Origin of the sequence: Corynebacterium sp. AOP36-E1-14 (genome assembly GCF_052377495.1) — a bacterium.
In the GTDB taxonomy this organism is placed as follows: domain Bacteria; phylum Actinomycetota; class Actinomycetes; order Mycobacteriales; family Mycobacteriaceae; genus Corynebacterium.
The window spans coordinates 51,909-72,409 of sequence record NZ_JBQSWV010000016.1 but is presented as its reverse complement, the minus strand read 5'-3'; the positions used below and the strand labels follow the sequence as shown (position 1 = coordinate 72,409).

Annotated in this window: 19 protein-coding genes; 9 read left to right on the top strand and 10 right to left on the bottom strand. The window is 70.2% G+C overall.

The window, feature by feature from the left end:
* Window positions 1-11: 11 nt before the first annotated feature.
* From ACT3TD_RS09035 to ACT3TD_RS09015, 5 genes are all read left to right on the top strand, one after another.
* Complete coding sequence (locus tag ACT3TD_RS09035; protein WP_441582176.1) at window positions 12-872, top strand: N-acetylmuramoyl-L-alanine amidase; 861 nt, start codon at window positions 12-14, stop codon at window positions 870-872.
* Window positions 873-1,086: 214 nt separating this feature from the next.
* Complete coding sequence (locus tag ACT3TD_RS09030) at window positions 1,087-2,178, top strand: 2,3-butanediol dehydrogenase (RefSeq protein WP_301443497.1); 1,092 nt, start codon at window positions 1,087-1,089, stop codon at window positions 2,176-2,178.
* Window positions 2,179-2,230: 52 nt separating this feature from the next.
* Complete coding sequence (locus tag ACT3TD_RS09025; RefSeq protein ID WP_301443496.1) at window positions 2,231-3,094, top strand: MetQ/NlpA family ABC transporter substrate-binding protein; 864 nt, start codon at window positions 2,231-2,233, stop codon at window positions 3,092-3,094.
* Window positions 3,091-4,476 carry a M20/M25/M40 family metallo-hydrolase gene (locus tag ACT3TD_RS09020; protein ID WP_301443495.1) on the top strand — a complete coding sequence of 462 codons (1,386 nt, stop codon included), beginning with the start codon at window positions 3,091-3,093 and terminating at the stop codon, window positions 4,474-4,476. The genes ACT3TD_RS09025 and ACT3TD_RS09020 overlap by 4 nt, the downstream gene beginning before the upstream one ends.
* 26 nt (window positions 4,477-4,502) lie before the next feature.
* Window positions 4,503-5,378, top strand: coding sequence for a hypothetical protein (locus ACT3TD_RS09015; RefSeq protein ID WP_441579279.1), 876 nt, complete (start codon window positions 4,503-4,505; stop codon window positions 5,376-5,378).
* Between the two features lie 4 nt (window positions 5,379-5,382).
* Here ACT3TD_RS09015 and ACT3TD_RS09010 read toward each other — a convergent pair whose 3' ends face one another.
* From ACT3TD_RS09010 to ACT3TD_RS08985, 6 genes are all read right to left on the bottom strand, one after another.
* Complete coding sequence (locus tag ACT3TD_RS09010) at window positions 5,383-7,143, bottom strand: ABC-ATPase domain-containing protein (protein WP_301443493.1); 1,761 nt, start codon at window positions 7,141-7,143, stop codon at window positions 5,383-5,385.
* An 84-nt stretch (window positions 7,144-7,227) separates the two neighbouring features.
* A complete protein-coding gene (locus tag ACT3TD_RS09005; protein WP_441582175.1) occupies window positions 7,228-8,199 on the bottom strand; it encodes a nitroreductase family protein in 972 nt (323 codons plus the stop codon).
* Window positions 8,196-8,639 (bottom strand): SRPBCC domain-containing protein, encoded by a 444-nt coding sequence (locus ACT3TD_RS09000; protein ID WP_301443356.1) that lies wholly within the window; start codon window positions 8,637-8,639, stop codon window positions 8,196-8,198. The genes ACT3TD_RS09005 and ACT3TD_RS09000 overlap by 4 nt, the downstream gene beginning before the upstream one ends.
* A gap of 7 nt (window positions 8,640-8,646) precedes the next feature.
* Entirely contained in the window at window positions 8,647-8,910 is a 264-nt protein-coding gene (locus tag ACT3TD_RS08995; RefSeq protein ID WP_301443355.1) for a hypothetical protein, read from the bottom strand.
* Between the two features lie 19 nt (window positions 8,911-8,929).
* Complete coding sequence (locus tag ACT3TD_RS08990) at window positions 8,930-9,643, bottom strand: response regulator (protein WP_301443354.1); 714 nt, start codon at window positions 9,641-9,643, stop codon at window positions 8,930-8,932.
* Entirely contained in the window at window positions 9,640-10,938 is a 1,299-nt protein-coding gene (locus tag ACT3TD_RS08985; protein WP_301443353.1) for an ATP-binding protein, read from the bottom strand. The genes ACT3TD_RS08990 and ACT3TD_RS08985 overlap by 4 nt, the downstream gene beginning before the upstream one ends.
* Before the next feature lie 137 nt (window positions 10,939-11,075).
* Between ACT3TD_RS08985 and ACT3TD_RS08980 the strand changes: the two genes are divergently transcribed.
* Window positions 11,076-12,410: a PspC domain-containing protein gene (locus tag ACT3TD_RS08980; protein ID WP_301443352.1), complete on the top strand. Its 1,335-nt coding sequence runs from the start codon at window positions 11,076-11,078 to the stop codon at window positions 12,408-12,410.
* Between the two features lie 37 nt (window positions 12,411-12,447).
* Here ACT3TD_RS08980 and ACT3TD_RS08975 read toward each other — a convergent pair whose 3' ends face one another.
* On the bottom strand, window positions 12,448-13,920 hold the full coding sequence (locus tag ACT3TD_RS08975; RefSeq protein ID WP_444637981.1) for a CitMHS family transporter: 1,473 nt from the start codon (window positions 13,918-13,920) through the stop codon (window positions 12,448-12,450).
* A gap of 157 nt (window positions 13,921-14,077) precedes the next feature.
* On the opposite strand from ACT3TD_RS08975, the gene ACT3TD_RS08970 reads away from it, so the two are divergent.
* Window positions 14,078-15,856, top strand: coding sequence for an ATP-binding protein (locus ACT3TD_RS08970; RefSeq protein WP_441582174.1), 1,779 nt, complete (start codon window positions 14,078-14,080; stop codon window positions 15,854-15,856).
* Window positions 15,853-16,578 carry a response regulator gene (locus tag ACT3TD_RS08965; RefSeq protein WP_441579277.1) on the top strand — a complete coding sequence of 242 codons (726 nt, stop codon included), beginning with the start codon at window positions 15,853-15,855 and terminating at the stop codon, window positions 16,576-16,578. The genes ACT3TD_RS08970 and ACT3TD_RS08965 overlap by 4 nt, the downstream gene beginning before the upstream one ends.
* 30 nt (window positions 16,579-16,608) lie before the next feature.
* On the opposite strand, the gene ACT3TD_RS08960 is transcribed toward ACT3TD_RS08965, so the two are convergent.
* Window positions 16,609-17,013, bottom strand: a complete 405-nt coding sequence (locus tag ACT3TD_RS08960; protein WP_301443664.1) for a YccF domain-containing protein — start codon at window positions 17,011-17,013, stop codon at window positions 16,609-16,611.
* Window positions 17,014-17,201: 188 nt separating this feature from the next.
* Window positions 17,202-18,608 carry an MFS transporter gene (locus tag ACT3TD_RS08955; protein ID WP_301443660.1) on the bottom strand — a complete coding sequence of 469 codons (1,407 nt, stop codon included), beginning with the start codon at window positions 18,606-18,608 and terminating at the stop codon, window positions 17,202-17,204.
* A gap of 164 nt (window positions 18,609-18,772) precedes the next feature.
* Between ACT3TD_RS08955 and ACT3TD_RS08950 the strand changes: the two genes are divergently transcribed.
* A complete protein-coding gene (locus ACT3TD_RS08950) occupies window positions 18,773-19,432 on the top strand; it encodes a hypothetical protein (protein ID WP_441579470.1) in 660 nt (219 codons plus the stop codon).
* On the opposite strand, the gene ACT3TD_RS08945 is transcribed toward ACT3TD_RS08950, so the two are convergent.
* Complete coding sequence (locus ACT3TD_RS08945; RefSeq protein WP_441579471.1) at window positions 19,414-20,496, bottom strand: bile acid:sodium symporter family protein; 1,083 nt, start codon at window positions 20,494-20,496, stop codon at window positions 19,414-19,416. The two genes, ACT3TD_RS08950 and ACT3TD_RS08945, sit on opposite strands and share 19 nt — an antisense overlap.
* Window positions 20,497-20,501: the final 5 nt, after the last annotated feature.

Here is a 20,501-nt window from a genome sequence, read left to right as displayed (position 1 = left end):
AGAATTACCTCATGCTTTTCTTCCGTACCTTCAGTCCCTTCAGTCCTATCCATAACTCCGGCCCCTCCCGTACCGCAGCCAGGATGGGTGTGGCCCTGGTCGGTGCGCTGGGGATGGCGCTGGGGGCGGCGGGGACCGGGGTGGCGTACGCCCAGTCATCCCTGCCCTCTCTTCCGTCGGGCAGCTCGGCGGACCGGTGCGTCGTCGCGATCGACCCGGGGCACAACGGCACCCGCACCGAGGACTTCGACCCGGTCACCGGCGTGCGCATGATCGACTACCCCAACGAGCAGGAGGACGTCGACGCGATGGACATCGCCCGCGCCGTCGAGTCGCGCTTGGTGCTGGCAGGCGTGGATAGCGTCCTGCTCAAGGAGTCGGTGGACGACGACGTGACCTACCGCGAGCGGGTCGACCGCGCGTCGGACGCCGGGGCTTTCGTGGGGGTGTCGGTGCACACCACACCCGGCGGGGCGAACTCGGCGATCTTCCCGCAGCGTCAGGGTGGTCAGCGCACCGGCACCGGGCAGGACGGACAGTCCGCCACGGTGACCTTCGACAACCCGGCGGTGGCGCAGGAGTCGCAGCGGATGTCCGGGGTGGTGGCCGGTGCGCGATCGCTGCTGGAGGGCACGCAGGTGTCTGTGCACGACAACTCTTTTAATGGACGCGACCCGCTGTGGGAGGGCGACATCCCGGTGATCTCCCTGATCGCCGACACCCCCTGGGTCTACAGTGAGTTCGGCAGCGCCACTGGCGGGGGAGCGCACGGGATCACGGACGCGGAGAAGGCGCGCTATATCAACGGGTTGTCTGCCGGGCTGGTCGCCGCGGCGGCGACCACACCGTCCTGTGGTGTGCTGGGGAGCTGACGGGAGACTAGCTGGAGCTCAGGCCAGGCACAGCTTCTGTGTTCCGCGACGCCCCTCGAGAGGCACTGTGATCTGCCGTTCAGGGGTCATAAATCCAACTATTTCTGGAGTTATATCCTTACGGCGGAGCGCCCCGGAAGTGGCTAATCTCGGGGGTGTCGCGGGGCCGTCAACCCGGTGGTCCCACACCCTCCCGGAAGGACTGGACCGCACCATGAGAGCAGCACGTTTCTACGACCGTGGCGACATCAGGGTCGAGGACATCGACCAGCAGCCGCTGGAGCCCGGCACCGCCCGCATCGACGTGGCCTGGTGCGGCATTTGCGGCACCGACCTGCACGAGTACCTCGACGGCCCGATCTTCTGTCCGGCCTGCGGCAAGCCGCACCCGATCTCCGGGGAGGACGCTCCCGTCACCCTCGGCCACGAGTTCTCCGGCGTGGTCAGCGAGGTCGGCGAGGGCATCGACGACCTGAAGGTCGGCGACCACGTGGTCGTGGAGCCCTACATCATCGCCGACGGCGTGGACACCGGCCCCGAGTCCACCACCTACCACCTCTCCGAGAACATGAACTTCATCGGCCTCGCCGGCCGTGGTGGTGGACTCTCGGAGAACGTGGTCGTGCGTCGCCGCTGGATCCACAAGATCTCCGAGTCCATCCCGCTGGACCAGGCTGCGCTGATCGAGCCGCTGACAGTGGGCTACCACGCCGTGGAGCGTTCGGGCCTGCTGGCCACCGACGCCAAGGGCAAGACCGCCCTGATCGGCGGCGCCGGCCCCATCGGCCTGCTCACCGCCGCGGTGCTCAAGGCCATCGGTGCCCGGGTCATCATGTCGGAGCTCTCCGAGCTGCGCCGGCAGAAGGCACTGGACTCCGGGGTGGCGGACGTCGTCCTGAACCCGGCCGAGGTCAACGTCGTCGACGAGGTCAACGGGCTGACCGACGGGGTCGGCGCGGACGTCGCCTTCGAGTGCACCTCGGTGCAGGTCGTGCTCGACACGCTGATGGACGCCCTGCGTCCCACCGGTGTGCTCGTCGTGGTGTCGATCTGGGGCCACAAGTCCGACTTCGACATGCACAAGCTGGTCATGAAGGAGCTCGACGTGCGCGGCACCATCGGCTACGTCAACTCCCACCCGTCCACGATCGAGCTGGTGGAGTCCGGCAAGATCGACCTCGCCCCGTTCATCACCGGCAAGATCGGCCTGGAGGGCCTGGTCGACGAGGGCTTCGACACGCTGATCAACCGCAACGAGACCGCGGTGAAGATCCTCGTCTCCCCCTCCGGTAACGGACTAGACTGACTGGTCTAGTGTGGTGGGTGGACGACGTTCCACCCACCACGAGGAGACCAGCATGACCAGCGCCACCAGCGCCACAGGCAGCACCACCCGCCGCGTCCTACGCGCAGCCGGGGCGACGACCGTCGCCGCCGCGCTCGCGATGGGCGCGGCGTCCTGCGCATCCGGCGCAAACGACGCGCAGGACGGGACGATCCGCGTCGGGACGTCCCCGGGGCCCTACAGCGAACTCTTCCGCGAGGGCGTGGTGCCGATCCTCGAGGACGAGGGCTACGAGGTCACCTTCGACGACTTCTCCGAACTGCAGCAGGCCGACGTCGCACTGCAGGAGGGCAGCGTGGACCTCAACGTCGACCAGCACACCGCCTACATGGAGAACTTCAACAACGAGTCCGGGGCGGACCTGGCGGCGATCACGCCGATCCCCACGGTGCCGGCGGGCCTGTACTCCTCGCGCCACGACAACCTCGACGCCGTCGCCGACGGGCAGTCCGTGAGCATCCCCGAGGACCCGTCGAACGCCTCGCGCGCCTACCGCATCCTCGGCCAGGCCGGCTGGCTCACCTTCGCCGACGACGCCGACGAGACCAACCTCACCGCCGCCGACATCACCGGCAACCCCCACGACCTGGACATCCGCACCCTGGACTCCGGGTTGATCTCGCGCGCGCTCGACGACGTCGACTGGGCGGTGATCCCCGGCTCCATGTCCTACGCCGCCGGGGTGGACCCGGACCTGCAGCTGCTGCAGGAGGAGTTGCTGCCCGACCTCGAGCTCGTCGCCGTGGTGCGCGGTGAGGACACCGACACCGACTGGGCGGACGCCGTGGTCGAGGCCTACCGCTCCGACGAGTTCGCCGACTACCTCGACGGCCGTGGCGAGGGCGACTACTGGTACGTGCCGGAGGCGCTGCGATGAGCGACTCCTACGGCGAGCTCTACACAGACTCCCTCGACCTGCTGCAGGCGATGGTGCGCAACGCCTGCGTCAACGACCTCACCGCCGACTCCGGCCAGGAGGTCCGCAACGCCGACACCCTGGAGGCCTTCTTCGCCGAGGAGATCGCCGCCGGGTCCGTTCAGGTCACCCGCCTGCAGCCGCGTGAGGGGCGCACCAGCATCATCGTCACCGTGCCGGGCAGCGACCCGGACGCCGAACCGCTGACCTTCCTCGGCCACACCGACGTGGTCCCGGTCGACCGCGACCGCTGGAGCGTCGACCCCTTCGGCGGCGAGGTCATCGACGGCAGGATCTACGGCCGCGGCACCGTGGACATGCTGGGGCTCACCGCGCCGATGGCGGTGGTCACCCGGCAGGCCGCCCGTGCCGCCCGGGGAGCCGCGAGCTCCGGCCGCCCACCGCGCGGGACGCTGACCTTCGTCGGCGTCGCCGACGAGGAGGCCCGCGGCGGGCTGGGTGCGAAATGGCTCTCCGAGCAGCACCCGGACGCGTTCAGCTGGCGCAACTGCGTCTCCGAGACCGGTGGATCGCACCTGCCCACCACCGACGGGCAGGACGCCGTGGTGGTCGTCGTCGGGGAGAAGGGCGCGGCCCAGCGTCGTCTGCACGTCTCCGGCGACGCCGGCCACGGCTCGCAGCCCTTCGGCCGCGACCTCACCGTCGCCCGCCTGGCTGAGGTCGCCGGACGCATCGCCGCGCACCGTCCGGCGGTGTCGAAGGACCCGCTGTGGCGGGGCTTCGTCGAGGCCTTCCGCTTCGACCCCGACGTGCAGGACGCCCTGCTCGCGGGTGCAGACGACGCCGCCTACCTGCAGTTCGGTGACCTGGCGCGCTACGCCGACGCGGTGTCGCACCTGACCATCGCGCCGACGGTGCTGCGTGCCGGTCAGGCGATCAACGTCCTGCCGTCCGGCGGTTACCTGGAGCTCGACATCCGCCCGCTGCCCGGGCAGGACGACGACTCCGTCGACGCAGAACTGCGCGCCGTCCTCGGTGAGTTGGCCGACGAGGTGACCATCGAACGGCTGATCTCCGAGCCGGCGGAGGTGTCGACCACCGACTCCGCGCTGTACCGGGCGATCGGGGAGACGGTGGGGGAGTTCTTCCCCGAGGCGAGGATCGTGCCCGCCCTCGCCGCCGGTGGGTCCGACCTTCGCTTCGCCAGGCGCCTCGGCGGTGTCGGCTACGGCTTCGCCCTCAACGCCCGCGAGCGCACGTTGGCCGAGGTCAACGCGCAGCTGCACACCCACGACGAGCACCTGTACCTCGAGGATCTGGATTTGACGGTCAGGGCGTACGCCCACCTGGTAGACACGTTCCTGTGCGGAGACTACAGATAACCACCCTCGCCACCGGTGCCTTTGCCGTGGCATCCCTCATCGTCGGCTGCTCCTCCTCAGGGGACGGGCAGGACGCACCGACGCCGACCTTCGCCCCTGAATCGACGTCGGCGACGGCCTCGGCGACCGACACCCCGACGGTCGTGGACGTCGACCCGGCCGACTTCGAGCGGGACGGGCGCACGATCTTCAACTACCGCACGGGTGCTTCGGATTCGGCGGACATGGGTCTCTGCGTGGTCGCCGAGGACAGTGCTGCGTCCGACTCCACGTCCGTGACCTGCAGCGGTATCGCCCCGGACGATGCCCCGGACATCGAGGTCCCGCCCTTCGAGCGGCAGCGTCCGGGTGCGGCGACGATCACCGCCGAGGGCGTCACCTACACGCTGCTCGAGGGCGTGCCGCCGGCCCCGGGGGAACTGCAGGACGGGGAAAGGATCAGCGTCGGTGAGGCATCCTGCGCCCTGGAGGAGGGTGAACTCGACTGCACCGTCGGCGACACCGGCCTGACCGTCAGCGGGGAGGACCGCGCCATGACCGTCGCCGGCGACGTCCTCGACTCCGAGTACCACGTGGCCCCCGATGAACCTGAGATCACCGAGGACTACGCCGAGACCGACGAACCGGTGTCGGCGGGTACGACGTGCGGGGCGGCGTCCGGCAACACGTTGGTGGAGGTCCGCGAGGGTTCGGTGTCGTGCCTGACGGCCGAGGGCGTGATCGACGAGTACCGCGAGCGCGCCCCGTCCGAGGGCGGCGGCAACACCCTGGCCATGATGGTCGGGGAGTGGAGCTGTTCCATTCCGTCCGCCGGACGCAGCGCGGAGCTTCAGGCGGGCGAGATCTGCAATGGTCCGGACGACGTGGTCATCGCCACGCCCCCAGGTTCCGTGCCCCAGTAGCCGGTCAGGCCCGGGTGGCGCGTAGTCCGCGGTAGCGGTTCACCGCGGCGGCGATCTCGTGGCGGCGCACTCCCGCCAGATGCCCGGGGTGGCGTCCGGCGCCGTGGGTGGACAGTACGTCCAGCCCGTCGTGGTCGACCCGGGCGACAACCTCGTCGACGAGCTCGACCAGGGGAGTGGCACCGTCGAGATCCAGCCCGGCGAGAGCGGCGGCGATGGCATTGGTCTGTGAGGAGTCGACGAGCTGCGACCAGGCAGCCAGGTCGATGTGGTCCTCGTCCGACTTCCCGCCGGCACGCACCGTGTGCAGGCCCTTCGCCTGCGGGGGCCGTGGCCCCTTGCCGCCGCGTCCCGGGGAGGAGAACGACGCACGCGCCAGGGTGCGGGGCGCAGGACGCCGCATCGGCTCGGTGCGTCCGGCAGGTTCGGCGAGTTCGGCGGCGCGCGCGGTGACGTCCACCGGACGGTAGCCGTCCAGCATGATCACCGTGTCGGCGACGTCGATGAACATGCCCGAGCCGCCGGCGACGAGCACGGTGGAGACACCCAGGTCATCGTGCAGGGAGCGGGCGCGGTCGACCAGCGGGGTGATCGGCTCCTTCGCAGCAGGCACGAGGGTGCGCATCCGGTCGTCGCGGATCATGAAGTTCGTCGCCGAGGTGTCCTCGTCGATGAGCAGGGTGGTCGCACCGGAGTCCACCGCCTCGACGAGTCCGGCGGCCTGGGAAGTGGAGCCCGAGGCGTTGGTGGTGGAGAAGCAGCTGGTGTCGGGAGTTCTCCCGCTCGTCCCGCCGGGCAGGTCGTGGAGGAAGGCGGAGATGTCCACGTCGGTGACCGGGCGTCCGTCCTCGGCGCGCAGGGCGACGGAGTCGGCGTCGGTGACGGCGAACTCGCGGCCGTCGCCGGGCACGTGGTTGTAGATCCCCAGTTCCAGCGCGTTGAGCAGCGTGGACTTGCCGTGGTAGCCGCCGCCGACGATCAAGGTGACACCCGTCGGCACGCCCAGCCCGCTCACCGTCCGGCCCGAGGGCAGCGTCACGGTGTGCCGCAGGGACTCCGGGGCCTCGAAGGGGACCGCGCTGGTGAGCGGACGCTGCGAGTTGCCGGCCGCACGCGGCAGGACCGAACCGTCCGCCACGAAGCCGACCAGGCCCTCCCCGCCGAGCCAGGAGCGCAGGAACTCCTGGTCACGGTAGGTTCTGCGGGCCTGGGCGAGAGCGTCCAGCGACGGTGTATCGAGGTCGAGCAGCGCATCCTGCACCACCGCGGGCAGCACCTCGCACAGCAACGTCGCCGCCGCCCGGCCGCGGATGCGTCGGCCCTGGGCGGGCATCGCCGCCTCGAGCCGGACGGTGAGGTGGGCGTCCTGCCCGGCTCTCCCCGCCGGTTCGACGGCCACGCTGCTGCGGTCCAGGACCTGCTGGCCGGGTGCATCGACGGACAGGAAACCCGCGCCCTTGCCACCGGAGGGGTTGTGGGCGCGCAGGGCGGTGGCCACGCGCCGGGTGAGGTGGTCGCGCAGCGGGACCTCGCCGGACGCGTCGCCGGGGATGCCGGTCGCCGACCACGGCACGCTGGCCTGGATCAACGACGGCGGGGCGAAGGGGTCTGCCTGCACCTTGTCGATCGACAGGGTCACCGGTGTGCCGGAGGTGGTGTGCAGCCGGTGGGAGCCGCGCAGCTTCTTGTACGCGCCGTAGCCTGCACCGTCGAGTCCGTTCAGGGTGCTTCGCAGGTCTGACGCTGAGTCCGGTCGTCGTGTCATGTCTGTGCAGGGTAACAGTCCGGGCGGGCGGCACCCCACGGAGCAACCCCGGAGGATGGTCGCACCACCCTCCGGGGTTGCTGACTACCGCAGTGCGAAGCCGGCGCGCTCCAGGAAGCGGCGCAGCAGGTGACGCTTCGTCTTCGTGGCGGCCTTGTCCGACACCCGGTGCAGCGTCTGCGTCGACCACTGCGGGTGCTGGCCGTAGCGGGCGAAGTAGGCGCCCAGAACCTCGTCGTAGTCGGCGAGCAGGGCGGCACGCTCACGCTCCCCGGCTGAACCAGCTTCGTCGCCACCACGGTCGTTGTAGTGGTCGTGGTGCACGAAGAGCTCCATCGGCAGCCGCGGCTTCACCCCGGCGTTCTCCGACGGATCGCCGTAGCCGATCGCCAGCCCGAGGAACGGGACCACGTCCTGCGGGACGCCGAGGATCTCCTGCACCGCGCCGATGTCGTTGCGCATCGAGCCGAGGAACACCGTGCCCAGCCCCAGCGACTCCGCGGCGATCGCGGCGGTCTGCGAGATGATGCCGATGTCGAGCACCGAGGTCACCGGCTCGTCCAGGTAGTCCAGTGCCCCGAGGTCGTGCGGGGGACGCGAGGACACCCCGTGGATCTCCTCGGCAGGCCCCGCGCTACCTTCGGCGGCTTCCGCGTCCTCGGCGTCCTCCGCTGCCTTGACCTGCGCGGCGTGGAAACGGATCTGGGAGAAGTCCACCATCCACACGAGCACCACCGGGGCGGTGGCGACGTGCGAGGACATCCGCGCGCCGATGCTCGCCAACTCCTCCTTCACCGCCTGATCACGCACGGCGACGACCGAGACGGTCTGCTTGTTCGACGAGGACGGCGCGGACTGCGCGGCGGCGAGAATCGTGTCCAGGGTCGCGTCGTCGACCGGCCGGTCCTGCCACAGCCGCACCGAGCGGTGGGCGGTGACGGTGTCCAGCGTGGAGTTCCACTGCGGCGGCGTCCACGACTGGGCCCGGCCGTAGCGGCTGGTCAGCCGGTCGTCCGGCGTGGCGTCCGGTGATTCAGGCCCCGGGGTCCCCGTCATTCCTGCCCCTCCTGTGCCTCGTCGCCGTGAAGTTCCGGTCCGTCGCCGGTGAACAGTCCGCGCAGCCGGGCCAGGGCCTCCTCCCAGTCGGGCACGGAGGCCTCGGCGATGGCCTCGGCCTGCGCCCCGTAGATGGTGTTGGTGAAGGTCAGGGAGGTCTCCTCGCCCTCGGCGTCGAGTTCGAAGCGCAGCGTCTCGTTGTTCCAGCTGTACTCCAGCACCGACGGCGGACGGAAGGTCGTGACCTGCCCCTGCCCGGCGAGCACGGTTCCGGTGATGAAGGTGAGCTGGCGTCCCGCGCCGAAGACCAGCAGGGAACGGTCGTAGTCGAGGCTGTCGACGAACCAGCGGCGCAGCTGGCCGGCCCGCGTCAGCGCGCGGAAGGCGCGGGTCGGTGTGGTGGCCAGCTGCGTCTGCAGCGTGAGGGTCGCGGGGTCCATGGCGCGCCTACATCGAGTTCAGGGGCGTCTGGTGGGCGCTGCCGGGACCGTCGCCGGTGTCGATCTCCCAGGTCAGGTCGGGGTCGACGCCGGGCGCGTGGTCGGCGAGCTTGGCACGTACCCCGGCCTCCAGGTCGTCGAAGTCGTCGCCCCACACGACGGCACCCTCGACGCCGGCGACGGCGGCGCACCACGCCGGTGCGTCCTGCATGTCCTGCACAGAATCGTCGCGCACGACGGTGACGGTGTAGCTGGCGTTCTGGTTACTCATGCCCACCACTTCTACACGCTCATCCCAGCCTGTTGTCGGACACCCACCTCGACAGGGAGTGTCGGTTGGTCTGCTGGGTCTTGCGCAGCACGTTGGAGACGTGGGTCTCCACGGTCTTCACCGAGATGAACAGGCGGGCGGCCATCTCCCGGTAGGTGTAGCCGCGGGCGAGCAGGCGCAGGACCTCCTTCTCCCGCGGGGTGAGCGTGGACAGGACGCTCTGGTCGGCGTCCTCGGGCAAGGGGGCGGGTTCGGCGGGTTCTGTGGCTTCTGAGCCTTCCGTGGGCTCGACGGCCGGTGCCTCGGCGGGACCGGCGGTGAAGGCGTCGAGCACGTAGCCGGCCAGGCGCGGGGAGAACACCGCGTCGCCGGAGTGCACGCGCAGCACGGAGTCCACCAGCTCGTCACCGCTGATGTTCTTCGTCACGTAGCCGCGTGCACCACCCCTGATCAGCGAGATCACGTCCGTCGGGTCGTCGGACACGCTCAGCCCCAGCACCTGCGGAAGGTGGTCGGTGGCGGCGAGGTCGCGCAGCACCTGCAGCCCGCCGCCGTCGGGCATGTGCACGTCGAGCAGGACGACCTGCGGTGCGAGGTCCCGGATGCCGGCGACCGCGTCGCCGACGGTGCCGGCCTCACCGACGACCTCTACCTCGGGACGTCCGGTGAGCTCGGCGCGCACCCCGGTGCGAAACATCGCGTGGTCGTCGACGAGGAACACCGAAACCGTCACTGTGCATGCCCTTCCAGCCGCAGGATGACCTCGGTGCCGAACTGCCCCGAGTCGATCTCCACGCTACCGCCCACGCGCCGCATCCGGTCCATGATCGACGAGCGCACCCCCTGCCGGTCGGCCGGGATGTCCTCGACGCTGAAGCCGGGGCCGCGGTCGCGCACGAAGAGTTCCAGTGTGCCTGCCTCGCTCACCTCGAGGTACACGTTGACCTCGCGGCAGCCCGAGTGTTTCGCCGCGTTGACCATCGCCTCGCGTCCGGCGAGCAGCAGGGCCACGGAGGCGTCGTCGGTGTCGCGGTCCTCGCCGACGATCACGGGTCGTATCTGCACGCCGAAGGTGTCCTCCACCTCGCCGCAGGCCACGCGTAGCGCGCCGAAGAGCGTCTCGGTGCGCACCGACTCGCCGGGGGCGAAGAGCCACTGGCGCAGCTGACGCTCCTGGCTGCGCGCCAGCTGGGCGATCTCCGGCTCGCCGGACTTCTTCTGGATCAGGGTGAGGGTCTGCAGCACGGAGTCGTGGATACGCGCGGCGATGCGGGCTCGTTCCTCCTCGGCGGCACGCTCGCGGGCGGTGGCGTTGGCCATCGACCACAGGCGCAGCCACAACGGGATGAGCACCACGATGAGCCCGGCGATGATCGCGACCGCGGCGATAAGCGCCGGTACGATCACCCCGCCTGTCCCGTCAGCGCTGCCGTCGTCGAGGCTGATGCCGAAGACGGTGACGCCGATACCGACGACCAGCAGCAGCAGCCCGCCGACGAGGCTGGCCCACTGCAGCCCGCCGGGCACGCGCGACGCCGGGCCGTCCTGCCCGGGGCGTCCGGCGAGGGCGTTGGGGCCGAAGGTGCGCCACACCAGCAGCACACCGCCGGCGAGCAGCAACGCGCTGACCGCGACCTGCGGGCGCGTCGCCGCCCCGGCGAGGAAGACCACCACGGCCAGCGCCACGAGCAACCGGTCGACGCCCCGCACCGGTCGGTTGACCAGCCCCGGGTCCAGACCACGGGCGCGGCAGGACGCCACGGACGTGGGGTTGCACGCCTCGGCGGCGGTGCCCACCCGCGTGGTGAACACCCACAGCGCGGCGTAGGAGATGAACCCCAGACCGGCGACCACGTTGGCCAGGGCGAAGAACAGGCGCACCACGGTGAGACGCACACCCAGGTGCGCGGCCAGCCCGGTGCACACCCCGGCGACGAGCTTGCCGTCGGACACCCGGAACAGGTCGGGCGTGGGCGAGCCGGTCGTGCGCGCGCCCGGCCGGGGACGCGGGACAGGGGAGTGACTCATACCCACCAGCCTGCCAGGGCCAGGGGTCCCCGGGGTATCGGGGGAAACCCTGAGATCCGCGGTCAGGGAAATGATCAGGGATGATCTCAGGGCTGTCCCCGATGTGCTTTGCTGGAGCTCCGCGAAGAATGGGGACCATGAGTTACACGGCACAGTCAACGAGCCCGGGCACGGGCAGCCCCCGGGGCAACTTCGAATCCACGGTCCGTCGGATGTGGGAGACCCGCCCCGTCCGCTTCCCGCGCAGCCAGTCCACCCGCTCCTGGTTCTTCGGCGTCTGCGAGGGCATCGCCGTGCGCTACCAGGTCTCGCCGCTGCTGGTGCGCCTGGTGTTCGTCCTGGCGACCTTCGTCGGCGGTGTGGGCCTGTGGGCCTACGGCATCGCACTGCTGGTCATGCGGCGCTACACCGTGCCGCGCTCCCCGCTGGACGTGCTGATGCGTGGTGAGCGCGACCCGCGCTTCGCCGAGGACCGCTCGCTGGCGATCGGCACCCTGATCGTGGGCGCGGTGTTCCTCGTCTTCGGCGGCATCCTCAGCGGCGGGATCACCCTCACCGGCATGGTGGTCTGCGCGGCGGTGACGGGTGTGGCCTGGTGGCTGCTCTACGAGCGCCAGCCGGTGGCGCCGGTCGGGCTGCTGGAACGCGACGACCACCAGGGGTGGCAGGGGCCTACCCAGGGGCCGGCACAGCCGACCCGGCCGTCGGACGCTGCGCCGACGCAGCCGACGTACGAGCCGGCGCAGGGGCAGGACGCTGCGCCGACCGTCGACCTCGGCGACGTTTCCGCCGCGCCGGGTTTCGAGCCGCCGCGTCGTCAGCCGCCGTCGTGGGATCCGCTGGGCACCGCCCCCTTCGCGTGGGACCTGCCGGACCCCGGTGAGCCCGGCGACGGTGACGCAGATGCGGCGTCCGGTGCGTCCGGCGCCCCGAAGAAGAAGCGCCGCGGGTTGCGCGCCCTGGTCGTGGCCATGGTGTTGGCCGTGGTCCTGGCGGTGGTTGCCGGAATCATCGCGCTCGGCGCGATCCTGGCTCCCCGGTGGGGTGGGGTGACCTCCGCGGAAGGCAGCAGTTACTCCGGGACGTTCACCAGTGATGCGCAGCAGATCGGTGAGGTGCCTGCGCACAGCAGCTACTCCTACACGATGAGTTCACCGACGCTGGACTTCACCGGAGCTACGGTGGAGCAGGACAGCGTGGTCGACCTGTCGTCCACCATGGGTTCGGTCACGGTGCTGTTCCCACGCACCACCGACGGGCCGTCCTACCGCGTGCACCTGAACTGCGAGTCGGTGACGATGGCGGGCGTCGACTGCGGCAGCCTGGACGGCACGCTGGTCCGTGGCACAGACAGTGCCACTGGCACCGGCAGCACCGGCAGCGCCGGCAGTACCGCCGACGGTGAGGTGAACACCCTGACCGTGAACGTCGAGTCCACGATGTCCGAGGTCACCTTCGACCGTGTGAGTTGATCCGGTGAGTTGAACAGTTGAGTTGAGCAGGGCCCGTCTACCCGACGTGGAAGGGGATCGGCCCGAGCAGGATGCCGACGGCCAGCATGACCAGGGAGACCACGACCGCCCGCCACAGCACCTTGCGGTGGTGGGCGCCGAGGTCGACGTTGGCCAGGGAGACCAGCAGCAGGATTGCGGGGACCAGGGGGGACTGCATGTGCACCGGCTGGCCGGTGATGGACGCCTGGGCCATCTGCACCGGCTCGATGCCGAAGTGGGCGGCGCTCTCGGAGAGCACGGGCAGGATGCCGAAGTAGAAGGCGTCGTTGGACATGAAGAAGGTCATCGGCATCGACAGCAGGCCGGTGATGGGGGCGAGGTAACCGCCGAGGGAGTCGGGGATGATCCCGGTGATCCACTCGGCCATGGCGGTGACCATGCCCGTGCCGTCCAGCACGCCGACGAGCACGCCGGCGGCGAGCACCATGCCGACCACGGCGACGATCGAGCTGGAGTGGGCCACGATCTCGTTGGCCTGGTCCTTCAGGCGGGGGAAGTTGACGGTCAGGGCGATCGCCGCGCCGACCATGAACACGTAGGCCAGGGGGAAGAGGTCGGCGACGAGCAGCACCATGACCACCACGGTGAGTGCGAGGTTGAACCACAGCAGCGTCGGACGCAGCGAGGCCCGGTTCGGGTCGAGCATCGTGTCCGCCATCGAGGTCTGCTGGTGGACCGGCGGGACATCGCCGGCACCGCCGGCACCGCCTGCGGTACCGGACGCTGCAACAGTGGCATCGGTGGAATCGGTGCGCGGGGTCATCCCGGTGAGGTGGGAGGTCTCCAGACGACCGAGCCGCTTGCGCTCGGCCAGGCCCATGAGCCAGGCGAAGACGAAGCAGATCACCAGTCCGGCGGCCAGTGACGGCAGCATGGGGACGAAGACCTCGGAGGGTTCCACGCCCAGTGCCGCGGCGGCGCGCACGGTGGGCCCGCCCCAGGGGACGATGTTCATCGTGCCGTTGACCAGGCCGGCCACACAGGTCAGGATGACCGGGCTCATGCCCAGGCGCAGGTACAGCGGGAGCATGGCGGAGGTGGTGATGATGTAGGTGGTGGAGCCGTCGCCGTCGAGGGAGACGACGCCGGCGAGCACGGCGGTGCCGAAGACGATCTTCGCCGGGTCGTTGCCCAGGATCCGGGTGATCCAGGTGATCAGCGGGTCGAAGAGTCCGACGTTGATCATGATGCCGAAGTACATGATGGCGAACATGAGCAGTGCGGCGGTCGGTGCCATGTCCTTGACGGCGTCGATGACCATGTCGCCGATGCCGAGGCCGGCGCCGCCGATCAGGCCGAAGACGGTGGGCACCAGGATCAGTGCGAGCATCGGTGTCATCCGGCTGGTCATGATCAGAGCCATGAACGTGAGGATCATCAGTAATCCGAGTGCGACGAGGATCCCGTCGGACGGTGTGTGGCTCAGGTTGTAGTCTTCTGCCAGGAGCAGGGTGTCTGCGGTGGTCATCGCATCTCCTTCAGGTGTGTCTGACCGGACAGTGGAAGATTAAAGTGATGCAGACCACGTGACGATCCTTGTGTGCGTTAGATCTCCTTGAGTGCAAACATTGACTTGTGTGCATTCTGTTCACTGGCTCGGCCAAAGGTGCAGTAGACTCCACGACGTGCGTTTCTCCACGAAAGTTCTGCTGCTGCAGCTCGCGACGGTGGTTGCCGTCGTCGCTGTGTGTTCGGGGGTCTTCACCTGGATCTCGGTGGAGCGGCTGAAGTCGCAGGCGATGGACTCGGCCGTGTCCATCGCCCGGTCCGTGGCGGAGGACCCGCAGGTGCGCGCCGCGGTGGCGGACGAGGCTGACGGGACAGATAGCGGCGACAGGGACACGGGGTCGGACGCCGCGGACGGTGCCGCCCTGGTGGACCTCGCCGCCGGGGTGGAGGCCCGGACCGGTGCGTTGTTCGTGGTGGTCACCGACGCCGACGGCATCCGGCTGGCGCACCCGGACCCTGGGCGGATCGGGGAGCGGGTCAGCACCGACCACGAGGCCGCCCTGCGGGGCGAGGAGGTCACGGCCTGGGAGACCGGCACGCTCGGGCAGTCCGCCCGGGCCAAGGTCCCGGTGTACGCGCCGGACGCCTCGGCGCGGGAGGTCGCCGACAGTGAGCCGGTCGGCGAGGTCAGCGTCGGGTTCCGGCGGGCGAGCGTCTTCGACGACCTGCCGCTGGTCCTGGTAGGGGTCGCCGCGGCCGGGGCGACGGCCCTGGCCATCGGGGTGCTCGCCAGTGTGCTGATGCGTCGTCGCTGGGAGCGGCTGACGCTCGGGGTGCAGCCCGAAGAGCTGGTGGCGTTGGTCCGCCACCAGTCCGCGGTGCTCGACGGGGTGGACGACGGCGTCCTGTCGGTGACCCCGGACGGTGCGGTCGAGGTGTGCAACGAGGTCGCCGCGCGGCTGCTCGGCGCGGACGGCGTAGGGGTCGGAACCGGCACCGGCACCGGTTCCACAGTCACGGTCACGCTCGCTGAGCTGGGTCTTCCTGCCTGGGTGGTCCGCGAGCTCACCGGGGACGGTGCGACCGGCGCCCGGCAGGGGGCGCGTCCGGCGTCGTTGGACAACGTGGTCGTCGGCGACCGCGTCCTCTACCTCGACTCACACCCGGTGACCAGGGCGGGACGCCACCTCGGCACCGTGGTGGTGGTCCGTGACCGCACGGACCTGGCCGCACTGACCCGCAGGTTGGGCACCGTGCAGGCGATGGGGTCCACGCTGCGGGTGCAGCGCCACGAGTTCGCCAACCGGATCCACGCCGCCTCCGGGCTCCTGGACGCCGGACGGATCGACGATGCGCGGGCGTTCCTGCAGGACATGGCCGAGCGCGGCCCGGTGGACTTCCCGTTGCAGGGCGCGGAGCTGCTCGACGAACCGTTCCTGCAGTCCTTCCTCGGCGGCAAGTCGATGGAGGCCGGTGAACGTGGTGTGGGCCTGCGGGTAGGGGAGGAGACGCTGGTCCTCGGCCAGATCGGCGGCGACGGTGCGGTCGAGGACGTGGCCACGGTCCTGGGGAACCTCGTGGACAATGCCGTGGCCGCCGCCCTGCGTAGCGACGGTGCAGGCGGCGCGGACGATACCGACGGGGAGAGGTGGGTGGAGGTCACCGCGATGCAGGACGACCTGGCGCTCACCCTCATGGTGGCCGATTCCGGACCCGGACTGGACGCGGGCGACCCCGTCCCCGCCGAAGACCCCGCCCCTGCTTCGGACCCGATCCACGGCCACGGGATCGGGCTTGCGCTGTCGCGCGAGATGCTGCGCCGTCGCGGCGGCGAACTCTGGGTCATCGACCGCGGCGGCACGCACCCGGGGCACGGGGCGGTCTTCGGCGTGCGACTACCCGGGGTGTTCGGGACGGCCGAGGGCTCAACCAATCCAGACGAGGAGACACGATGACACACCACCAGGACGCCCGGTCGACCACCCGCACACCGCGTAACCTGCGGGTGCTCGTCCTCGACGACGATTTCCGGGTCGCCTCGATCCATGCCGACATCGTCGCCTCGGTACCGGGCCTGGAGGTCCAGGCGACGGTCGGCACCTGCGCGGAGGCCAGGGCGGTGCTGGAGGGGCGGGACACGAACGTCGTGCCGGGGCTCGTCCCGGACCTCGTGCTCGCCGACGTCTACCTGCCCGACGGGGACGGCATCGAGCTGGTGCGTGCGGCACGCGTCGACGCCTTCGTGTTGTCCGCGGCCGTCGAGGCGTCCACCGTGCGGCGCGCCTTCACCGCAGGGGTCCACGCCTACCTGGTGAAACCCTTCAACCGCAGGGAGCTCGTGGAGCGCCTGGAGCGCTACATCAGGTTCCGCCGGGTGACCGGGACGCCTCACCCGTTGCGGCAGGAGGAGATCGACCGGGCGATGGCGGTGATGCACGCGACGACGCAGCCGGTCACCGCGGCCGGGAGCTCCACCGAGGACCTCGTCCTCGAGGCGCTGGGCTCCGGTGAGCACTCCGCGGCGCAGGTGGCGGAGGTCGCCGGGGTGTCCCGGGCGACCGCGCAGCGCAGGCTATCGGCGCTGGCCGGACGCGGGGTCGTCACCGTGCGGCTGCGGTACGGAAGTTCAGGACGCCCCGAGCACCTGTACTCGCGGTCCTCGGGGCGGGGGTGGTGAGGGCGCGCCGGTTCATGCGGCGCCGGGAGGTCAGGCGTTGGGCTCGGGGATCATCCGCGCCGAGGAGTCCTCGACGATCGCCTTGCCGAAGGGGAAGCAGGTGACCGGGATCATCTTCAGGTTCGCCCAGGCCAGCGGCAGCCCGATGATGGTGATGGCCTGCAGGGCGGCGGTGGCGATGTGCCCGAGGGCGAGCCACAGGCCAGCGACGAGGAACCAGATGACGTTCATCAGCCCGGAGCCGAAGCCGGCGGTGGACTTGGTGACCACGGTGCGGCCGAAGGGCCACAGGGCGTAGCTCGCCATCCGGAACGAGGCAACGCCGGCGGGGATGGTGATGATGAAGACGCAGGCGATCAGGCCGAAGAGGATGTAGCCGAGGAACAGCCAGATTCCGCCGGTGACCAGCCAGAGAATGTTGAGGACGAACCGCAGGATTGTCATGGCCCCCATGCTAGCGTCATCGGCGTGCGGTCGTGGGGTGGGTGAGACGACCGCCGCAAGGCCATCCGGGATGTCATCTGACTCATGCCCCAGGTCGAGAACCGGCCGTTTTCTCCCCGGGGCATGACTCAGGTGACATCGACTGGTCACGCTGACTGGTCACGCCGTGCACCACCGTGTCAGGCCGGTCGCACCTCCTCCGCCTGCCCTGTCTGCCCCGCCTGCCGCCGGGGCAGCGTCCACGCCGCCACCAGCAGGACCACGGCCGCGACGACGACCCCGTAGAACACCCCGGTGGTGGCGTCGACCACCGAGCCGCCGCCGGAGTAGACCGCGTTGGACACCGTGCCGTAGACGGCCACGGCCACGGCACTGCCCGCCGAGCGGGCGAACATGGTCAGCCCGGTGACCTCGGCGCGCTCGGACCAGCCGACCGAGGACTGCGCGGCCACCACGTTCGGTGCGGCGGTGAAGCCCATGCCCGCGCCCAGTACCAGGGCGACGGCGACGATGAGCCAGATGTTCTGCTGGCCGACCACCAGGAGCAGCAGGAGCGTACCGACCATCACGATCGAGGTGCCCAACGTGATCGAGGCGCGGAAGCCGTGCGGGACGTAGATGCGTCCGGCGTTGGCGCTGGCCAGCGGCCAGGCGATGGTCAGGGCGGCGACGGCGATGCCCGCGGCGACGGGGGTGGCCCCGGCGGCGCGCTCCAGGTAGGTGGGTACGAAGCTGGTCAGCCCGAGCACGATCGCCCCGATGGCCGCGGAGATCACCACGGCGTGCACGATCAGGCGCCGCGACAGCAGGTGCAGGTTCACCACGGGTTCGGCGGCGCGGCGTTCCACCATTACAAACGCCGCCAGGGTGAGGGCGCCGCCGAGGAAGCAGACCAGCGAGGCGGTGGAGGTCCAGGACCATGCCTCGCCGCCCTCCAGCAGCCCGAGGAGCAGCAGGGTGAGCCCGAGGGTGAGAAGCAGGGCACCTTCGACGTCGATGCGGTGGCGGGTGCGCTCCACCTTCTCGTGGAAGTTGCGCCACACCATCACCGCGGCGAGCAGGCCCAGGGGGATGTTGATCACGAAGATCCAGCGCCAGGACACGTACTGGGAGAACAGCCCACCGAGCAGCGGGCCGAGCATCGAGGAGATGGCCCACACGCTGGCGAGGTAGCCCTGCACCTTGGCGCGTTCGCGCACGGAGTAGATGTCGCCGGCGATGGTCTGGCCCATCGGCTGCACCGCGCCGGCACCGACGCCCTGGATGATGCGGCAGAGGATGAGCACGGTCATCGAGGGGGCGGCGACGGCGAGGGCGGAGCCGAGGACGAAGACGCCGATGCCGGTGAGGATCACCGGTTTGCGCCCGTAGGTGTCGGCGAGTTTCGAGAAGACCGGGACGGTGACGGCCTGGGCGAGCAGGTACCCGGAGAACAGCCACGGGTAACGGGAGAATTCGCCGAGGTCGTCGACGATGCTGGGCACGGCGGTGGCCAGCACCGTGGCGTCCACCGCCATGAGCGCGGAGGACAGCATGATCGCGACGAGGACGGGGCCGCGGCGGTCCCGGAACACTGACAAGGCCATTTCTCCGATGGTAACGACCCGGGTCGTGCGCGAGGCGGGGAAGACCCCGTTCTCTGGCGCGCCACCGGACCGGTGTGGCACGGTGGTGGTGACACTACTGTGAACTACAGATACTGGAGATGAGTCCTGTGCGTGATGTGACTGGAACTCGACGAGGCACGACCTTGCCCGCGGCAGGGCTCGCCCTGGCGGCCGCAGCAGGGCTCTTCCTCGCCGCCTGCGACAACGACGGTGCCGGTGTCGAGGAGGCGCAAGGCGGCGGTTCGGTCAGCGCCGACCCGGCCGACGCCGCCCTGTCGGGTGACATGACCAGCGAGCAGGACGCCGGGGAGGCTCCGGAGCCGACGCCGGGCGCGGCGTCCACCGATGGTTCGGCCGGTGCCGTCGCCGACGGCGCCCCGGCACCGGACCCCGCGCCGTCCTCCGGCGACGAGCAGGTTGCCACCCAGCAGAACCGTGTGGAGCTGGCCGACTACACCGTCCCGCTGAACGGTCAGGACTCGATGATCTGCATGTTCCGTGACAGCCAGGAGGCCGACGGCTTCGACTGGGGCTGCCAGGCGGAGAACTTCCACGCCGGGTGGGAGGCCACCCGCGGCGGCGACGCCAACGGTGTCGCCTACCGTGTCGGCGGCGACCCGGAGCTCTACGGGCTGCTGGGCAACGCCGCGAGCCCCAACCAGGCCGGCACGCTCGACGAGGGTGCGGTCACCGAGGTCGGCGACCGCTTCGTGGTGGACACCACGCAGCCGGACGCGGCGCTGATCACCGCCGACGGCGTGACTGCGCGCGTCACCGCCGACTCCTACGAGATCGTCGGCTGAGTCTGCTGAACTGAAGCCTCGGACGCTGCACCGGTCGCTGCACCGGGCGCCGCGTCGCGTTCGCCGGGCAGGGGGCGGCGTCGCACGAGCGCGGCGTAGACCGCGCCGGTGATGTTGTGCAGCACCGCGGCCACGGCGCCGGGCAGCGCGGCCTCGGGGGAGAAGAAACGTCCGGCCATGCCGGAGGCCAGTCCGGCGGACTGGGTGCCGATCTCGATCGCCATCGTGCGGTTGACCGGCTCGGGCAGGCGGAAGAGCCGTCCGGTGAGGTATCCCAGCAGGTAGCCGCAGAGGTTGTGCAGCAGCACCGCGGCGAAGACGATCAGGCCGACCTGGGCCAGGCGTTCGGCGTTGTTGGCCACCGCGGGGAACACCACGCCGCCGATGCCGAGGATCGACAGCCACGGCAGCACGGGGGCGACCTTGTCGACCCACCGGTTGAGCACGGTGCGGATCAGCAGGCCACCGACGACGGGCAGCAGCACGGTCTGCACCAGGGTCAGGGCCATGCCGGCACCGTCGACCTCGGTGCGGGTGTCGGCGAGCAGCAGCATCAACGCCGGGGTCAGGATGGGGGAGACCAGGGTGGACACACTGGTCATGGCGACGGAGACGGCGACGTCGCCCTTGGCCAGGTAGGCGATCACGTTGGATGCGGTGCCGCCGGGCACCGAGCCGAGCATCAGCAGTCCCACGGCCAGCGCCGGGTTGAGGCCGAGCAGTTTGGCCACGCCGATGGCCAGCAGCGGCATGATCACGAACTGGGCGATCACGCCCACGATCACCGGGGTGGGCCGGGTGGCGATGACCTTGAAGTCGGGGATCGTCAGCGTGAGCCCCATGGTGAACATGATGACCATGAGGAAGAGGTTGATGTGGTCGGTCAGGGGGATGAACACGGCCGGGGCGAGGAAGGCGGCGAGTGTGCCGGCGAGGATGAACACCGGGAAAGCGGTGACGGCGATGGCCGCGGAGCGGTCCTCCTTGTGCCGGGCCTCAGGGGAGTGTGCGGCGGTGGGCGCGGCTGTGGATGCAGCGGGGGAGCTTCTGTCGTGACTCGTCATGCTTC